This window comes from Ignavibacteriales bacterium, assembly GCA_016700155.1.
Classification (GTDB): Bacteria; Bacteroidota; Ignavibacteria; order Ignavibacteriales; family Ignavibacteriaceae.
In genome coordinates this window covers 2,961,330-2,979,301 of sequence record CP065001.1, presented here as the reverse complement: position 1 = coordinate 2,979,301, position 17,972 = coordinate 2,961,330, and the positions used below count along the sequence as shown (strand labels likewise).

At 37.9% G+C, this 17,972-nt stretch carries 14 protein-coding genes; 12 read left to right on the top strand and 2 right to left on the bottom strand.

What is annotated here, in order from left to right; genetic code table 11:
* Position 1: 1 nt before the first annotated feature.
* Entirely contained in the window at positions 2 to 823 is an 822-nt protein-coding gene (gene amrB, locus IPM56_12725) for an AmmeMemoRadiSam system protein B (protein QQS35110.1), read from the top strand.
* The gene (locus tag IPM56_12720) at positions 824 to 1,744 is read left to right on the top strand and encodes a DUF2520 domain-containing protein (GenBank protein ID QQS35109.1); all 921 of its coding nucleotides are present in this window, start codon (positions 824 to 826) and stop codon (positions 1,742 to 1,744) included.
* Here the strand turns inward: IPM56_12720 and IPM56_12715 are convergent.
* Positions 1,741 to 2,742 (bottom strand): inorganic phosphate transporter, encoded by a 1,002-nt coding sequence (locus IPM56_12715; GenBank protein ID QQS35108.1) that lies wholly within the window; start codon positions 2,740 to 2,742, stop codon positions 1,741 to 1,743. The two genes, IPM56_12720 and IPM56_12715, sit on opposite strands and share 4 nt — an antisense overlap.
* Positions 2,743 to 2,748: 6 nt before the next feature.
* Positions 2,749 to 3,360 (bottom strand): DUF47 family protein, encoded by a 612-nt coding sequence (locus tag IPM56_12710; GenBank protein ID QQS35107.1) that lies wholly within the window; start codon positions 3,358 to 3,360, stop codon positions 2,749 to 2,751.
* Here IPM56_12710 and IPM56_12705 point away from each other — a divergent pair.
* The 10 genes from IPM56_12705 (at position 3,359) to IPM56_12660 (ending at position 17,890) form a co-directional block, all read left to right on the top strand.
* Positions 3,359 to 5,008 carry a glycine--tRNA ligase gene (locus IPM56_12705; protein QQS35106.1) on the top strand — a complete coding sequence of 550 codons (1,650 nt, stop codon included), beginning with the start codon at positions 3,359 to 3,361 and terminating at the stop codon, positions 5,006 to 5,008. The two genes, IPM56_12710 and IPM56_12705, sit on opposite strands and share 2 nt — an antisense overlap.
* A gap of 16 nt (positions 5,009 to 5,024) precedes the next feature.
* A complete protein-coding gene (locus IPM56_12700; protein QQS35105.1) occupies positions 5,025 to 5,888 on the top strand; it encodes a hypothetical protein in 864 nt (287 codons plus the stop codon).
* An 88-nt stretch (positions 5,889 to 5,976) separates the two neighbouring features.
* A complete protein-coding gene (locus tag IPM56_12695) occupies positions 5,977 to 7,116 on the top strand; it encodes a tetratricopeptide repeat protein (GenBank protein QQS38302.1) in 1,140 nt (379 codons plus the stop codon).
* A gap of 114 nt (positions 7,117 to 7,230) precedes the next feature.
* Positions 7,231 to 9,684 carry a T9SS type A sorting domain-containing protein gene (locus IPM56_12690; GenBank protein QQS35104.1) on the top strand — a complete coding sequence of 818 codons (2,454 nt, stop codon included), beginning with the start codon at positions 7,231 to 7,233 and terminating at the stop codon, positions 9,682 to 9,684.
* 6 nt (positions 9,685 to 9,690) lie between these two features.
* Positions 9,691 to 10,875, top strand: coding sequence for a T9SS type A sorting domain-containing protein (locus IPM56_12685; GenBank protein ID QQS35103.1), 1,185 nt, complete (start codon positions 9,691 to 9,693; stop codon positions 10,873 to 10,875).
* A 1,256-nt stretch (positions 10,876 to 12,131) separates the two neighbouring features.
* On the top strand, positions 12,132 to 12,629 hold the full coding sequence (locus tag IPM56_12680; GenBank protein QQS38301.1) for a T9SS type A sorting domain-containing protein: 498 nt from the start codon (positions 12,132 to 12,134) through the stop codon (positions 12,627 to 12,629).
* Between the two features lie 783 nt (positions 12,630 to 13,412).
* A complete protein-coding gene (locus IPM56_12675) occupies positions 13,413 to 13,820 on the top strand; it encodes a T9SS type A sorting domain-containing protein (protein ID QQS38300.1) in 408 nt (135 codons plus the stop codon).
* Between the two features lie 697 nt (positions 13,821 to 14,517).
* Positions 14,518 to 15,018 (top strand): T9SS type A sorting domain-containing protein, encoded by a 501-nt coding sequence (locus IPM56_12670; GenBank protein QQS38299.1) that lies wholly within the window; start codon positions 14,518 to 14,520, stop codon positions 15,016 to 15,018.
* A 421-nt stretch (positions 15,019 to 15,439) separates the two neighbouring features.
* Positions 15,440 to 16,450: a T9SS type A sorting domain-containing protein gene (locus IPM56_12665; GenBank protein QQS38298.1), complete on the top strand. Its 1,011-nt coding sequence runs from the start codon at positions 15,440 to 15,442 to the stop codon at positions 16,448 to 16,450.
* Between the two features lie 192 nt (positions 16,451 to 16,642).
* A complete protein-coding gene (locus IPM56_12660; protein QQS35102.1) occupies positions 16,643 to 17,890 on the top strand; it encodes a T9SS type A sorting domain-containing protein in 1,248 nt (415 codons plus the stop codon).
* Positions 17,891 to 17,972: the final 82 nt, after the last annotated feature.

The following is a 17,972-nucleotide window of genomic DNA, read 5'->3' as shown; positions in this document are numbered from 1 at the left end:
CGTGGAAAAGATCCGTAAGCCTGCAGTCGCGGGATATTTTTATCCGGGAAATCCTCAATCTTTGAAAAAAGAAATTTCATTGATGCTTGATATTACAAAGCCGGAAAAAGCTTACGAAAAAATATTCGGTATTGTTTCACCTCACGCGGGATATATCTATTCAGGAAAAACTGCCTCGTATGGATTTAACCTTTTACTTAATAAGAATTATGAAACTGTAATAATAATTTCACCGAGTCACAGAGAATATTTCCCGGGAAGTTGTATTTACGAAGGAACAGCTTATGAAACTCCGCTTGGTAAATTGAAAATTAATGAAACTATGTCGCAAAAAATTTGTGATGGAAGTAAAACAATTTTTCGTGGTGTAAAAGGTCACGGTGATGAACATGCAGTTGAAGTGCAGCTTCCATTCCTGCAAAGTGTGCTGAAGGATTTTTCAATCGTTCCGGTTGTAATGGGTGACCAGGGTAAACCATTCATTGATGAACTTGCTGCACAAATTTCAAATTCTGTCGATGAAAAAACTTTAATAGTTGCGAGCTCAGACCTTTCGCATTACTACAACAGGATAAAAGCAAATAGCATGGATTCAATTGTTGAAAAAAATATTAATGAATTTGATTATGATTCATTGATAAGAAATCTTGAAAGCGGGAAGTGTGAAGCATGCGGCGGCGGACCGATTGCAGTAATGATGAAAGCTGCAGAGATTTTAAATTATAGCAAATCAAAAGTGTTGAATAGAAATGACTCAGGTGAAACAAGCGGCGACCTGAACCAGGTTGTCGGATATTTATCGGCAGTAGTCTATGGTGAATGATTGAAAAAGAAAAAACTGAATATCACATTTATCGGCGCAGGAAAGATTGCTCATTCACTGTCAATTAGTCTTCTACCAAAATATAGCATCGAAAGTGTGATAAGCAGAAGTATTAGCTCTGCTCGTAGTCTTGCAAAAAAACTTTCTGTAAAAAATTATTCTGATAATTTGAAAGATATCCCGCCAACATCGGATTTAATCATTCTTGCTTTGCCAGATGATCAGATAGAAAAAGTTTCAGCAAAGATCAGTAAGCTGAAAATAAATTTTGAGGGAAAAACTTTTATTCATCTGAGTGGCTCTGAAAATATCGATGCGCTTTATGCGTTGAGACAAAAAGGAGCTTCAACCGGTTCAGTTCATATTATGCAGACATTCCCATCAAAAAAAATCGTTAGCATAAAAAATTGTTTTGCAGCAATTGAGAGTGATAATTCAAAAACTGAAAAATTATTATTCAGTGTCGCAAAGTCAGTTGCGTTAAAGCCATTCAAAATTTATTCTGAGCAAAAGTCTTTGTATCATCTTTCCGGAGTTTTTGCGGCGAATTTTCTTACAGGAAATTTTTATTCAGCAGATACAGTTTTCAAACAAACTAATTCAGATATGTCTTCATACAAATTACTGGGACCAATTGCTGAGAAAACCTTAGCAAACGTTGAGAAGTACGGGGTTTCTAAATCACTCTCAGGTCCTGTTGAAAGAGGGGATTTGAATACAATAGAAAAGCATCTAAGAGATCTGAGATCAGTAAGTATTAAGAGTGCAAATAAAAATTTGTTAAAGCTAATAAATCTCAGCTACCTGGTTCAGTCTTTAATATTAGTTCAGGTAGCAGAAAATAAAACAGGTAAACTTTCGTCGTCTCAAAAAAAAATAAAAACTTTACTTCAAACCCAAATCAAAAAGATTAAGTTTTAACCTGCAAACCATCCAACTACGTTAGTTGCTAACAGATAAGTCAGCATAGCAAATCCTGCTGAGAGCGGAATTGTTAGCACCCATGCCCATAAAATATTTCTTGCTACTCCCCATCTTACTGCTGAAAATCCTTTTACGGAACCAACACCTATAATTGAACCTGTTATTGTGTGGGTTGTACTGACGGGAACACCAAGTAAAGTTGCCCAGATAATTGTTAAGCCTGCTGAAGTTTCGGCGCTAAATCCTCCGAATGGAGTCAACTTTGTAACACGCATACCTAATGTCTTAATAACTTTCCAACCGCCAAGTAAAGTGCCTAAGGCAATTACGGCGTGGCTTGTTATTATTACCCAGAATGGAACATAAAATGTGTTACCAAGCATTTGATTCGTAAATAAAACTATGGTTATAATTCCAATGGTTTTTTGAGCATCATTTGAACCATGGCTCAGACTATAAATTGCGGCAGATACAAGCTGTAGTTTTCGGAAATAGTGATCAACCTTTCTGGGATTCATTTTCCGTACAATCCACATTGTAATAATTGAAAAAAAGTACGCCATAAACATGCCAAGCATCGGGGCGAGAAAAATGAAGATGAGAACTTTGGTATAACCAGATACTATAATTGCGGCAACGCCTCCTTTAATCAGAGCAGCACCGCCATAGCCTCCGATGATTGCATGTGATACACTAATCGGTAGTCCAAAATGTGTTGCCGTAGCAGTGAGCAGTATGGCGCCTATCAAACCAGAAAAGATGACAAAGTTATCGACCATACTTACATCGACAATACCCTTGCCAATCGTTGTTGCAACGCTGACACCAAATGCAAATGCAGCTATAAAATTAAAAAAGGCTGCCCAGGCAACAGCCTGTAATGGTGTTAAAACTCTTGTTGATACTATTGTCGCAATTGAATTTGCGGCATCGTTCATTCCATTATAAAAATCGAACACTAAAGCGAGTACAATAATCAGAATTACAATTTCCATAATATGTCAGGCGTTTTTGATGAAGATTGAAAGAATTACATTTGCTGTTGACTGGCATCTGTCACAAATCCTCTCTAACAGATCGAGGATTTCTTTTTTCTTTATCAGTTCAACTGCGTTCGTTTCATCAACGAATAATTCTTTCATAGCCTGCTGGTAAACTTTGTCTGCTTCTGACTCAAGATCTTTCACTGCTTTGCATTCATTTATACTTCTGATTTTCAGATCCTGTATTGCTTTTCCAAGTTCAATAACCTGCTGATGAATTATAGCTGCCATCTTATCAGCGTATTTTATTTTTTTTGTAAGATTGAAAGTATCAACCCTTGCAGCAGCACCGAGAAGCATATCGCTTACATCATCAAGTCTTTTGATGAGTGCGAATATATCTTCGCGGTCAAATGGTGTTATAAATGTTTTGTTTAATCTTTTGGTGATCTTGGATGAGATCTCGTCGCAGCGGACTTCAAGCGGTTTCATTTTAAGGAAGTTGTTCTGGTCGGGCACTTCTGAATTGAAAAGATTTTCCGAGTACTTTGCCATCTCTTCGATGTGCGAGATCATTTCTTTAAAATCTTCAAAGTACTTTTCTTCCTTCGGCATTAAACTTCTGAACATGTTCTCTCTCCCTCTTTTTTCGTTTACAAAATTAGTGATTATTCATGGAAATGAAGAAAAATTTTTCACAGAAAATTGCAGAATATTTTGGATTCCGTTAATTGCGCCCGATTTACTATATTTTGCCGCAAAATATTTTTATTTCAGGAGGATCTTCACCATCGAAAAGCAGAAAAATAACCCGAATGATACAGTTGAAAAGATAGTCTCACTTGCAAAAAGGAGAGGATTCGTATTTCAGTCAAGCGAAATTTACGGCGGACTTAACGGCTGCTGGGATTACGGTCCGCTGGGAGTTGAACTTCTAAAAAACATTAAAGAAGAATGGTGGAAGTTCATGACTTACCGCGAAGATGTTGAAGGACTTGACGCGTCAATATTGATGCATCCGAGAGTATGGGAAGCATCAGGTCACGTTGAAAATTTTACTGACCCGATGGTTGATTGCAAACAATGTAAAGCAAGATTCCGCCTTGATATACTTGCTGATTCATTAGCTTCTAAAAAAAGAAAAAAAATCCTTGAAGAGTTTAATACAAAATTTTCAATTGAAGGATTAGCTGAACAAATAAAATCCGCTGATGATAACGGACTTACAGAATTGCTGAATTCTTTTCTCGAAAGTAAAGAACATAGTTCAAATGTTCTTGCAGAATTTAACTGTCCGCAATGCGGCAACAAGGGAACATTTACATCTGCACGTCAGTTTAATCTGATGTTTAAAACATTTATCGGTCCTCTTGAAGAAAGCGGAAACACAGTTTATCTGAGACCGGAAACAGCGCAGGGAATTTTTGTCAACTTCCTTAATGTACAAAGTTCAGCACGGCAAAAACTTCCTTTCGGAATTGCGCAGATCGGTAAAGCTTTCCGTAATGAAATAAACACAAAGAACTTTCTTTTCAGAACAAGAGAGTTTGAACAGATGGAAATGCAGTTCTTTGTAAAACCAACGGATGATAAAAAATGGTACGACTATTGGAAGTATGAAAGACTTGAATGGTTCAAATCACTTGGAATGTCGCCTGAAAAATTAAGATACCATGATCACCCGAAAGACAAACTTGCTCATTATGCAAAAGAAGCTACTGATGTTGAATATCTTTTCCCTTTCGGATGGGGAGAGATTGAAGGAATTCACAACAGAACCAATTTTGATTTAAGCAGGCACGAAGAATTTTCAGGTAAATCATTAAAATATTTTGATGAAGAATCGAAAGAAAAATTTGTTCCTTTCATAATTGAAACTTCAGCAGGTGCAAGCAGATCATTCATGGCTTTTTTAGTTGACGCATTTTATGAAGAAGAAGTTAACGGTGAAATGAGATCAGTTTTAAAATTTCATCCGAAGCTTGCGCCGGTTAAAGCCGCGATTTTCCCTCTTGTTAATAAAGACGGAATGCCGGAAATTTCAAGAAAGATTGAAGCCGATCTTCGCAGGCATATAAAAGTTTTTTATGATGATAAAGGCGCTGTGGGACGAAGATACAGACGACAGGATGAAGCAGGAACTCCATTCTGCATAACTGTTGATACTCAGACTTTAACTGATAACACAGTTACGATAAGAGAAAGAGATTCAATGGAACAGGTTCGCGTTAGTACTGATAAGATCTTAACACATTTGCTCGAGAAAATAAATTATTAACAAACGGAGAACTGAAATGTCTAACAATATTTCAAGGACATTATTTCATTCAGCCGTGTCATTAATTCTGGTGTTCATATTCACAGGGGGTGATTGTCTGACAGATAATAATCCTTACAGCAAAATCGAGGGTCCTCAGAATGTAAGAATTATTTTAGATGCAGAAGCCCAGGGTGATGCATATTCAATAGTAACATGGAAAGCATCTGTTGATGAAAACGACCCTGACTTTAACGGATATTATGTTGGTACTTATGAACTGAACGCAGCAAACCAGCCTTTTGCTTTGTTCAATGAGAATACAACTATGACCGATACATTTATGTTTGTTCAGAATATAGAGCGAGGTAAGAAATATATCTCTTATGTAAAAGCATTATCTAAAGAAAAAAGAGACAGTGATTCGATAGCATCCAAAATATATTCAGGTGTTTATGCGGATACTTCACAAACAATCTCAAACTTTACCTCATCAAATGCGTTTGGCTGGAATGTTACAAACGGAACAGATTCAACTTACGCTTTGAATATTACAAACTCACAATTCATTGACCTGGTTTTAATTGTGCAGGGAAGTAATCTTAATTTTATTTCACCGAACCAGTTTCCTCCCGGCAGCCGTGTTACAAGAATGGAAGTGATCGGTGAAGGATTATCAGCTTATGATGATACCGATTTAACTGAACCATTCCTGCTTGCCCCGACATTAGTCGAAGAGAATAAAGTTTATCTGCTTAAGATAGAACGCGCTGAGACGCAGACATTTTATTATGCAAAAATATGGGTTCATGATATTACAGTAAGCTCAGGGCTGCCTGCAGAAGTCAGGGTTACATTTGATTGTAAACTTCAATCTGTTGCAGGATTGTTAGTGCTGTAATTTTTTTGGAAGAACTATGCGAATTCAATTGAGGGTAAAAGTGGATGCGTGCGGAAGAAAGATAAAGAGTAAGAATAAGATTAAGATGATTGTAGGTCTGATTTTATTTTTTATCCTCTCGAACACAAGTTTTGTTAAAGCTCAATCGGCAGATTTTGATTCACTTGTTACAAAGGGCATTAAAGAAATTTACAGCATTAAATTTTCTGAAGCGGAAGTAACATTCAGAAAATTAATCGGTGATTATCCAAATCATCCTGCCGGAAGATTTTTTCTCGCAATGATAGACTGGTGGAAAATACTTCTCGATCTCGACAATGAAAGTTACGATGACATTTTTTATCAGAAACTTGAAGATGTGATTTACCAGTGTGATGAGATACTTGATAAAGAACCTGAGAATGTGGACGCACTCTTCTTCAAAGGCGGCGCGATAGGATTCAGGGGAAGACTTCGTGCAACACGTGAAAGCTGGATTAAAGCTGCTGATGATGGTCGTGAGGCATTACCGATTGTTGAGCGCGCTTACAATATCGATCCTTCAAATGTTGATGTTCAGCTTGGCTTTGGAATTTATAATTACTACGCATCAGTAATTCCGCAGGAATACCCGATCATCAAACCTCTTATGCTTTTCTTTCCATCAGGTGACAAGCAAAAAGGAATCGGGCAGTTGACAAACACTGCTTACAACGGCAAGTACGCAAAGTATGAAGCACGTTATTTTCTTATGACTCTATTTTACAATTATGAAAACAATACGGCAAAGGCTCAGGAGTTTGCGGATTTGCTTACGAATGAATTCCCGAATAATCCTTCATTTGAAAGATGGTCAGGCAGAATAGCTGTCAAACAGGGAAATTATAAACGGGCTTCCGAAATTTTCACGAGCATCTTAACAAAGAATGAAAAAAAATTAACGGGCTATTTCAATAACAGGGTAAAGCGTGAAGCGCTTTATTATATAGCGGCGAATTTCAGAAGTACTTTTCAGCCGGACTCGGCGCTTGCTTATTTTGAAGAAAGTGAAAAAGTCTCACGCCTTGTTGATAACGAAGAAGAATCAGGATTTCTAATCAATGCTGTTTTATACATCGGCATGCTTCACGAACAATTAGGCAATAAAGAAAAAGCAATTCAAAGGTATGAGCAGTTACTTGATATGAGAGAGTACGGCAACTCACATACAGTCGCAGAGGATTACCTGGAAAGATTGCGGAAGAATTAACCTGCTTTGCCAATATTTTCCATCCAGCAACAATAAAAAATAATATTCATTGATTTAAGTCTCCTGTGTTTTTAAGTTAGTGAGTAAGTTCATTCTTATTCAACAGGAGATTTTATGAAAAGCCTATCACTACTACTGACCATTGTTTTTTCTACAATAACTTTTGCGCAGTGGAATATTTTAAATCCGCACCCTACTGCCAATACAAGTTATATCGGTTCGGCACCGTCTGCTGACAGGTATATTACTGTAACAGGACAGGGTGAAGCAATTGTTACGCACGATGGCGGTTTAACATGGGATATAGTTCAGATCGGCGGTGACGGTATTTACAGAAGCGCGTACTTTCTGAATAATAATACAGGGTGGGCAGTAGGTTCTTTTGTTGAACGACTTCATAAAACCACAGACGGCGGATTAACGTGGACATGGCAACCGAATGCGCCAGACACAACCAAGTATGATGTATTTTTTATTGATGAAAATATCGGCTGGAGTATTGGTTTTAACGGGTTCATAATTAAAACAACAAATGGTGGAAGTGATTGGTTTTCACAATCGAACACAGCCCTAACAACTCGTACGCTTTATGGTGTATTTGCAACCGATGCTAATAATGTTTTTGTTGCCGGAGCCACCGATGCATTTATAAGAAGTACTGATGGCGGAGTTAACTGGATTGCTATTCCTCCGATTTATGGAACAACCACCGATTTCCGCGGCATTCATTTTCCTCCAACTGCTACCGGTTACCTTGGATTTGCTGTAGGACACAGGAACAGGATTGTGAGGACTACAGATGGCGGATCAAGTTGGGGATCGGTTTATGACGGAGGCGGCACCAATCAACTCTGGGCAATTGATTTTGATGATAGCGGAATAAATGGTTTAGCAGTAGGTGCTGCAAGTACAGTGCTTCGTACTACTAATGGCGGTGATACATGGAGCCCTGTTGCGGGTTTTCCTGCAAGTCAGATTTTTTATTCTGTAAGGTTCGGATCCAACAATGTTGCATACATCTCCGGCGGAAACGGATATTTCTTTAAATCTACAGATGGCGGTGCTACGTGGAATGAACTCGGCTACAGATTTACGACACAGAGAATTCGTGATGTAAGCTTTGCAGATAATAATAATGGTTATGTTGTCGGAACAAACTTCGTTGCAAGAACAACAAACGGCGGAACTACATGGACTCAGCAGACATCTCCGTTCACCGGTGATATTAATGAAGTAGTTTGTACTTCACCTAATGTAGCTATTGCAGGTTGTGATGCCGGCAATATTGCCCGCACAACAAATGGCGGAAACAACTGGGAATTAATTGCAACGGGAATTTCAGGAACCAACTCTGATATTCTTGCATTGGATTTTTGGGATGATAACAATGGAATTGTTGCCGCTTATAATGGTAATGTTGCAAGAACAACAGATGGCGGCACTACCTGGAATCTAATTGGATTTATTTCGCCGGGTAATTCATGGGATATGGATATGGTTGATTCACTTTACGGATATGTTGCTGCAACAGGCGAAAGAATTTTCAGAACTACTGACGGCGGTGTAAACTGGACACAACAGCTTGGTGTCGGAGGATTAGGCACTTATGGAATTTCATTCATTGACAGGAATAATGGAATTGCCGGAGGAACGTCAGGCAATACTTATTACACAACCAACGCCGGCGATACATGGAATCCTGCAATAACACCACCCGGAAATACTGTATGGGGAATTCATTTATCTCCTTCACCGGTTTATGGTTCAGTTGGTATGACTGCCTGTGCAAGCGGTTATGTTTATATAACAACCGATGGCGGTGCTAACTGGACAGAAGAACCAAGATTTACAATTTCAACATTTGATGATATTTACATGACTGACGCTGCAAACGCATGGATAGTTGGCAACAGCGGATTGATTTTAAAATATACAAATCCGGCAAACCTGCCCGTCGAACTGAATTCATTCACAGCAGATGTAAATGGAAGTAATGTAACATTAAACTGGAGTACATCATCAGAAGTGAACAATAATGGATTTGAAGTTTTTAGGAAGAAGTCGGAAGACATAAGTCAGGAGACAGAATGGAAACTGTTAGGATTTGTAGAAGGAAGCGGGACAACCACAGAACAAAAATATTATACATTCAAAGATGAACAACTTGATGCTGGTACTTACTCATACAAAATAAAGCAAATAGATTTTGATGGAACATATAAGTACTATGAATTAAATGAGTCGGTTGAAATCGGGTCACCAAATAAATTTGAACTTTCACAAAACTTTCCCAATCCATTCAACCCAAGCACAAAGATTAAGTACACCGTTCCTCAAACAACGCGGCCCCTCCCTGGAGGGGAAAGGGGTGGGTTTGTGACATTAAAAGTCTTTGACATACTCGGTAACGAAGTAACGACACTCGTAAACGAATACAAACCCGCCGGCAGTTACGAAGTTGAATTCCAGTCCACAGCCGGCAGTCATCAGTTGGCAAGCGGATTTTATTACTACCAATTGAAGGTTGGCAACTTTATCGAAACGAAGAAGATGATCTTGTTAAAATAAATTTTTATGACCTTTAAAATGAAAACTCAACTGTTGGTGTTAATGGTTTGTATTTTTACCAAATTAACAATTGGACAAATAATTGTCACGCCCGCAGTTGAACAATGGAGTAAACCAAAAAAAATAATATATGGTATTACTCCCTCAGTATCATGGGATGGAAACAAATTATATTTCATTGGTATCAATGGCATTTCATACCTAGAAAAAATTGATACGAGTTGGTCAGAAGTACACCTTCTAGGTCCTCAAGTTAATAATCAGACAAATGTTCGAAAACCTGTTGTTTCTCCCGATGAAAAAATATTGATATATGCTGGTCACCAAACAAGAAGATTATTTAAAACGGAATGGAACGAAGAAACAAATGATTGGGACACAGCAAGAATATTTACTGACAATGGAATCAGTTCCGGTCACGGATGGTGGGAAGCAGGAAGTTATCTAAGTGATACATCACTCTTCTTAGAATATTTAGCGGATGGGAAAATAACATATTATGATTCTACGACAGGTATTTGGAGTGCTCCTGAGTACTTTCCTCAATTTCCTTTTTATACAAGATCAGATTGGGGATCGTGGGTATCGCCAGATTGGAAGAAACATTATTTCGTGGATGGAACCAGCAATTTAAATTTAGTAGTTCAGTATTTTGATTCAACGACAGGAAGATATGGAACTTCATCTCTACTAAATCTTTCAATAATGAGTGACAGCCTCTATAACATTGGCGAATATCTTTCAAGAAGTGAACACCATCCTTTTCTTACTGCCGATGGAAAGACAATGTACTTCCAGGCTAACTACGATACACTTGGAGGATACTATAGTGTTTGGGAAAGTAAAATGATAATTGATGAGAACGGGGACACTGTACTTACAGATATAAAGGAGGAACATCAGATAAATCTTCCAGAAAAGTTTTTATTATTTCAAAACTACCCAAACCCATTCAACCCGAGCACAAAAATTCAGTATGCAATTAGCAGTAGGCAGTTTGTAACAATAAAAGTGTTTGATGTATTAGGTAAAGAAGTTGCAACTCTTGTTAATGAAGAAAAATCTGCCGGACAATACGAAGTAGAATTCAACCCGGAATCAATTATCAAGAATCCGGCATCGGGAGTTTATTTCTACCAGTTAAGAGCGGGTGAGTTTATTGAAACAAAGAAGATGTTGATGATTAAGTGATACGTCATTTAAACAGAAATCCCGCCCAGCGGGAATCCTGATGAAATGATAATAATAGATTTTAATAGTTTTATTTCGTTCGTTTAAAGTGGGGTTATTTAATAATTTTGTATTAAGAGGTCACTATGAAAAAGCTGGCACTGCTCTTAGTCATTCTGCTTGGCATTATAAGTTTTCCGCAAAGCAATCCTCAGTGGATAATCTATAATACAACAAATTCCAATTTACCTTCTGATAATGTACGCGATATTGTTGTTGATCAGTTAAACAGGAAATGGATTTCATTTTTTTCAGATGGAATTCTAAAAATAGATAGTTCTTCCTGGACAATTTACAATACGAGCAACTCTAATATTCCCACTAATTATTTTAACACAATAAATGCAGATAACGAGTCAAATTTTTGGGGCGGGTATGGAAGTCTCCTGACAAAGTTTGACGGGACTAATTGGTTTGTGTTTGGCATCCCCGATTCAACACCTCCGGGACATAGTATTTCTTCAATTGTTTTTGATAGTTTAAATAATGGGTGGCTTCTAAAAAATATAAACCAGTCGATTGGGTCAACTCATTATTTAATCGAATTCAGAGATGACAGCCTGTGGACAACACATCTTTCGTTGCAATTGGCAAACGGTAATCGTCAGTTATTATATAATGATCAATCAATCTGGATAGGAGATGGGGAGGGATTATACTTATTTGAAAATGATTCATTACAATATTTTCAACCTCAAACCGGACCGGTCGGACTTTATTGTACTGATGTTAAAAGTGATCCCTTAAATAATATTTGGTTTGCAACAGGATTAGCAGGGTGGGGTTCTTTAGTAAAGTTTAATGGTTCAAATTATTCTATTTATAATTATATGGCTACTGCAATTGAATTTGATAATGCCGGTAATCTATGGGTCGGCACTGAATCGTTTACAAATAGTGCGGAACTATTAAAGTTCGATGGTACAAACTGGACATCATTTAATCCGACAAACTCTCAACTACCTCAGACTTATGTTATTAATGATCTTGCATTTGATAATTTTGGAAATCTTTGGATCGCAACTGCAAGCGCAGGTTTAGTGATTTTTAATGAGAACGGTATCACTCCTGTTGAACTTTCATCTTTCATTGCCTCAGTAAATCAAAACAATGTAACTCTTGACTGGCAGACAACAACAGAAACAAATAATCAGGGATTTCAAATCGAAAGAAGAAACACACCCCTCAGTCCCCTCTCGAGAGGGGAAGCCGAAGTCATGGGTGTGTGGCGAAGCATTGGCTTCGTTAACGGAAACGGAACAACAACAGAACCACATTCATATACTTTTATCGATGAAAATTTGAATGAAGGATTGTATCAATACAGGCTAAAGCAGATAGATTTTGATGGAACATACAAGTACTATGAATTGAATGAAACGGTAGAAATAAATTCACCAAATAAATTTGAGTTATCCCAAAACTTTCCTAACCCATTTAATCCAAGCACAAAGATTAAGTACACTGTTCCTCAAACAACGCGTCCCCTCCCTGGAGGGGAAAGTGTTTACCCGCCTCTGGCGGGGGGTGGGTTGGTAACTATTAAAGTATTTGATGTATTAGGCAACGAAGTAACAACACTCGTTAACGAATACAAACCCGCAGGCAGCTATGAAGTTGAATTCAATGCCGCAACGCTGGCAAGCGGAGTTTATTACTATCAATTGAAGGTTGGCAACTTTATCGAAACGAAGAAGATGATTTTGTTAAAATAAATTTTTATGAGCTTTAAAGTTAAAACTCAGATTGCACTAGTGGTTATACTACTAGTTACCGAATCCACATTAGGGCAAATTTTCTGGCCCGCTGCTGTTGAGCAATGGAGCAAACCCAAAAAAATTGTGTATGGGATACATCCATCCGTCAACTGGGATGGTAATAGAATTTATTTTATAAGTGTTTATGGTATCGCTTACATTGAAAAAATTGATACCGTTTGGTCTGAAATTCATCCTCTTGGGGCTCAAATAAACAATCAACTATATCCTAGAAAACCTGTTGTTTCTCCTGATGAAAAAACACTGATATTTTCCGGGCATCAGACAGCCAGATTGTTTCGATCTAAGTGGAACGAACAAACAAATGATTGGGACACAGCAAGAATATTTACTGACAATGGAATCAGTTCCGGTCATGGATGGTGGGAAGCAGGAAGTTTTCTAAGTGATACATCATTAATGCTCGAATATCTCTCTGAGGGCAGAATAACCTACTATGATTCTACGACAGGTATTTGGAGCGCACCTGAGTATTTCCCACAGTATCCAATATATACAAGATCAGATTGGGGGTCGTGGGTATCCCCTGACTGGAAAAAACATTATTATGTTTATGGTACAAGTGAATTGAATTTGGTAGTTCATTATCTTGATTCAACGGGAAGTTATGGACTGCCATATACTCTGAACATTTCAGTAATGAGTGACAGTCTCTATAACATTGGGGAATATCTTTCAAGAAGCGAGCATCATCCATTTCTTACTCCCGATGGCAGGACAATGTACTTTCAGGCGAACTATGATACACTTGGAGGATACTATAGTGTTTGGGAAAGTAAAATGATAGTCGATGAGAATGGAGATACTGTACTTACAGATATAAAAGAGGAACATCGGACAAAACTTCAAGAGCACTTCTTATTATCCCAAAACTACCCAAACCCATTCAACCCAACAACAAAAATTAAATACACCGTAGCGGACGCATATTATGCGTCCCCCGCGTGGGTAACGCTCAAAGTATATGATATACTCGGTAACGAAGTAACAACACTCGTAAACGAATACAAATCCGCAGGCAGTTATGAAGTTGAATTCAATGCCGCAAAACTGGCAAGCGGTGTTTACTACTACCAAATGAAGGTTGGCAACTTTATCGAAACGAAGAAGATGATCTTGTTGAAATAAATTTATAATGAGAATTCGACTGCTTGGTATTATAATTATTTTACTTGCCCAATACACAATTGGACAAACAAGTTATCCGCCTGCTATCGAACAATGGAGTAAACCACGAAAGATAGTTTATGGGAGCAATCCATCAGTTAGCTGGGATGGTAATAAAATATATTTCATAAGTGTTTATGGAATTGCTTACATCGAAAAAATTGATACTGTATGGTCTGAAATCCATCCTTTGGGCCCGCAGGTAAACGGTTTGATGTATCCTAGAAAACCTGTTATTTCTCCAGATGAAAAGACATTGATATTTTCTGGACACGAGACAGTTAGGTTGTTTCGCTCGAAATGGAATGACCATATAAATGACTGGGACACCGCTAGGATATTTGACGACAATGGAATCAGTTCAGGTAACGGATGGTGGGAAACTGGTTGTTTTCTGAATGATACTACTCTAATGTTGCAGTATTTGGCCGAGGGAAGAATTACCCATTATGATTCAACAACAGGATTATGGAGTGTCCCCGAATATTTTCCACAATATCCTTTATATACATTAGCGAATTGGGGATCCTGGGCATCACCTGACAGGAAAAAGCATTATTACTCGGATGGGTCTGGAGGTAACTTAAATATATATGTTCAATATCTTCATTCTACTGGAGGCTATTATGGTCAAACCAAAACATTAAATATTTCATTGATGAGCGACAGTCTGTATAACATTGGTGAATATCTTTCAAGAAGTGAACACCACCCATTTCTTACAGCCGATGGAAAGACTATGTACTTTCAGGCGAACTATGATACTTTAGGAGCTTATCATAGTGTTTGGGAAAGTAAAATGATAATTGATGAGAACGGGGATACTGTACTTACAGACATAAAAGAGGAACATCAGATAAAACTTCCAGAAAAGTTTTTATTATTTCAAAACTATCCAAACCCATTCAACCCAACAACAAAAATTAAATACACCGTAGCGGACGCATATTATGCGTCCCAAGCGTGGGTATCGCTCAAAGTATTTGACATACTCGGTAACGAAGTAACAACAATAGTCAACGAATACAAACCTGCAGGCAGTTATGAAGTAGAATTTCAATCTGCAGTCGGCAGTCATCAGTTGTCAAGCGGTGTTTATTATTACCAATTGAAGGTTGGCAACTTTATCGAAACGAAGAAGATGATCTTGTTGAAATAGGAAACGGAGAGTAATTTTATTTCCCACAATCGATAAATATTGTGTTTTAATTATCAACAGTTTCTAAAAGTCAAGAATTCAGAGTTGGTTTTTGGCTTAGATCTCACTAAATGAATAATCTCTTTCTTAGCACATCTTTTGTGTAGCTGCGTTCAATAATCTCCAGCTATAAACTATAAGTAAGGAACAAACAGTGAAAACGACTACCATTCTTTTAACATTAATACTTGTGATGTTCTTCTACAATACTGAGTTCTATTGCCGTCCAAGTTTTAACGGAAACACTCCCGGCTGCAGCGGCTCGGGCTGTCATAGTTTTCAGGACAATAAAGTTTCAGTGACTGTTAATGGATTTCAAATAAGTGTTACAGTAACTGGTGCACAAAATGTAGCCGGAGAACTTGTCAACAGCAGCGGAGTAATGGTAACCTATGTAAATAGTACATCACAAAATCCTTTTACACTTACGGCACCGCAGGCAGGTATTTATAAAGTCAATGCGGGTCAGGATAATCCTCTTCTCTGGGATTCCGTTACTGTATATTTACTTCCGCCCACAGCTCCGAATAATCTTTCCGCAATTGTTAATCTCTCAGTTCCTTCGGTACAATTATCCTGGACAGACAATTCATCTAATGAAACAGGATTTATTATTGAACGGGAAATATTAAATAGCGGCAGCTTTGAGATTGTCGATACAGTCGGAACCAATGTTTCAACTTATGTAGATACAACAGTTGAGTTACTATCCTATCGTTATCGTGTAAAATCATTTAATGTGTATGGTCATTCAACATATAGTAATCTGTCGGAAGCACAACTGCCGGTTGAACTGGTGTCATTTGAAGCTGTGAATTCCGGCAATGATGTTTTGTTGTCCTGGCATACATCCACTGAATTAAATAATCTTGGATTTGAAATTGAAAAGGCTGAAAGTATTGAGGGTGAAATTTATAATGATTGGAAACTGATAAAATTTATCAAAGGGAATGGTACAACTTGTAAGCAGCATTCATATTTCTTCAGTGATGAAAATCTTTTACCCGGTCAGTATAAATATCGTTTGAAGCAAATAGATTTTGACGGAACATTCGAATATTCAAAAGTTGTTGAAGTGTCTATCTCAGGGTTAAATGAATTTTTCCTATCACAGAATTATCCCAATCCATTCAATCCAACAACAAAGATTAAGTACACAGTAACGGATGCATATTATACATCGCCCGCGTGGGTAACACTAAAAGTCTTTGACATTCTCGGCAACGAAGTAACAACCCTGGTAAACGAATATAAATCTGCCGGCAGTTATGAAGTTGGATTCAATGCAGCAGCACTGACAAGCGGTGTTTACTATTATCAGTTGAAGGTTGGAAATCTGCCTGACGGTGAAGCTGGATTTAGTGAGACAAAGAAAATGATTCTGTTAAAATAAATCTTTTGTAATCCCGGATATCGGCAAGGCGGAGTTGATACTAAAAGCGCTATTCGTTGTCATCTGTTAAGTGTTGATAACGGTGAACTAAAACTTATAACATCAGAAAAGAATAATTATTAATTTTGTTCAGATACTTTCCGAACAAATAATTTTCTATTCCACGTTCTACAAAAAAAGGGAGATGATCTGATGTTAAAAAAGTTTTTCTTTCTTTTAGTTTTTAGTGTCTGCCCGCTTATTTATTCGCAATGGTCGTTACAAAATCCGCTGCCGGCAGGTAACACTCTCTACTCAGTAAAATTTATAGATGATAATACCGGGTGGATAGTCGGCGGCAGTACAACAAGCCCGGCATCATTCAACATTATCCAAAAAACAACAGACGGCGGTACGAACTGGGTTCCGCAAACCAGCGGATCGGTATATAATTTATACTCATCATTTTTTATTGACGACCAAACCGGTTTTGCTGTGGGATACTCAGGTCATATAATTAAAACCACCGATGGCGGAACTACGTGGAATCCTAAGTCAAGCGGTGGTTCGCAATTCCTGCTTTCAGTGTTTTTTGCATCACCCGATTCAGGATGGATAATAGGGTCATCGGGAACAATAATTAACACAACAGATGCAGGTGAAACATGGAATCCGCAATTCAGCGGCACATCAACCGGATTGCGATCCGTGTATTTTGTTAACTCATCTGTTGGATGGATTGCTGGTGAAAGCGGAATCATTTTCAAAACTACAAATGGCGGTATGGATTGGATGCCTCAGTCGAGCGGCACATCGGAAATATTATTTTCAGTTTTTTTTGTATCGGATGAGATTGGTTTTGTTTCCGGCACTAACGGAACAATATTAAAGACAACTGATGGAGGCATTAACTGGTCACCTAAAACAAGCGGAGTTTCCAGCAATCTCTGGTCGCTGGAATTTATTAGTTCTCAATCAGGATGGTCTGCGGGCACTAACGGAACAATTTTACATACAACAGACTCAGGTGAAAACTGGTCGGCGCAGGAAACAGGAAGTGTTGAATTGCTTATTTCAATTTGCCTGAAAGGAGATAAAGGCTGGTGTGTAGGAGATGGAGGAGTCATTCTTCACACAACGAACGGCGGAGTGACGGGTATTGATGAAGAAAATTCTTTATTAAACAAATTTGAGCTATCCCAAAACTACCCAAACCCATTCAACCCAAGCACAAAGATTATGTACACCGTAGCGGACGCATACTATGCGTCCCTGGCGTGGGTAACGCTCAAAGTATACGACATACTCGGCAATGAAGTAGCTACACTTGTAAATGAATACAAACCCTCAGGAAATTATGAAGTTGAATTTAATGCCGCAAAACAGGCAAGCGGAGTATACTACTATCAATTGAAGGTTGGTAATTTTATCGAAACGAAAAAAATGATTCTTCTAAAATAAATTAACTCATCAATCAAATTTTAAATGCCCTTTATCGGGCATTTTTATTTTACTGGATACGGTTATCCTTTCTTGTAAAAAT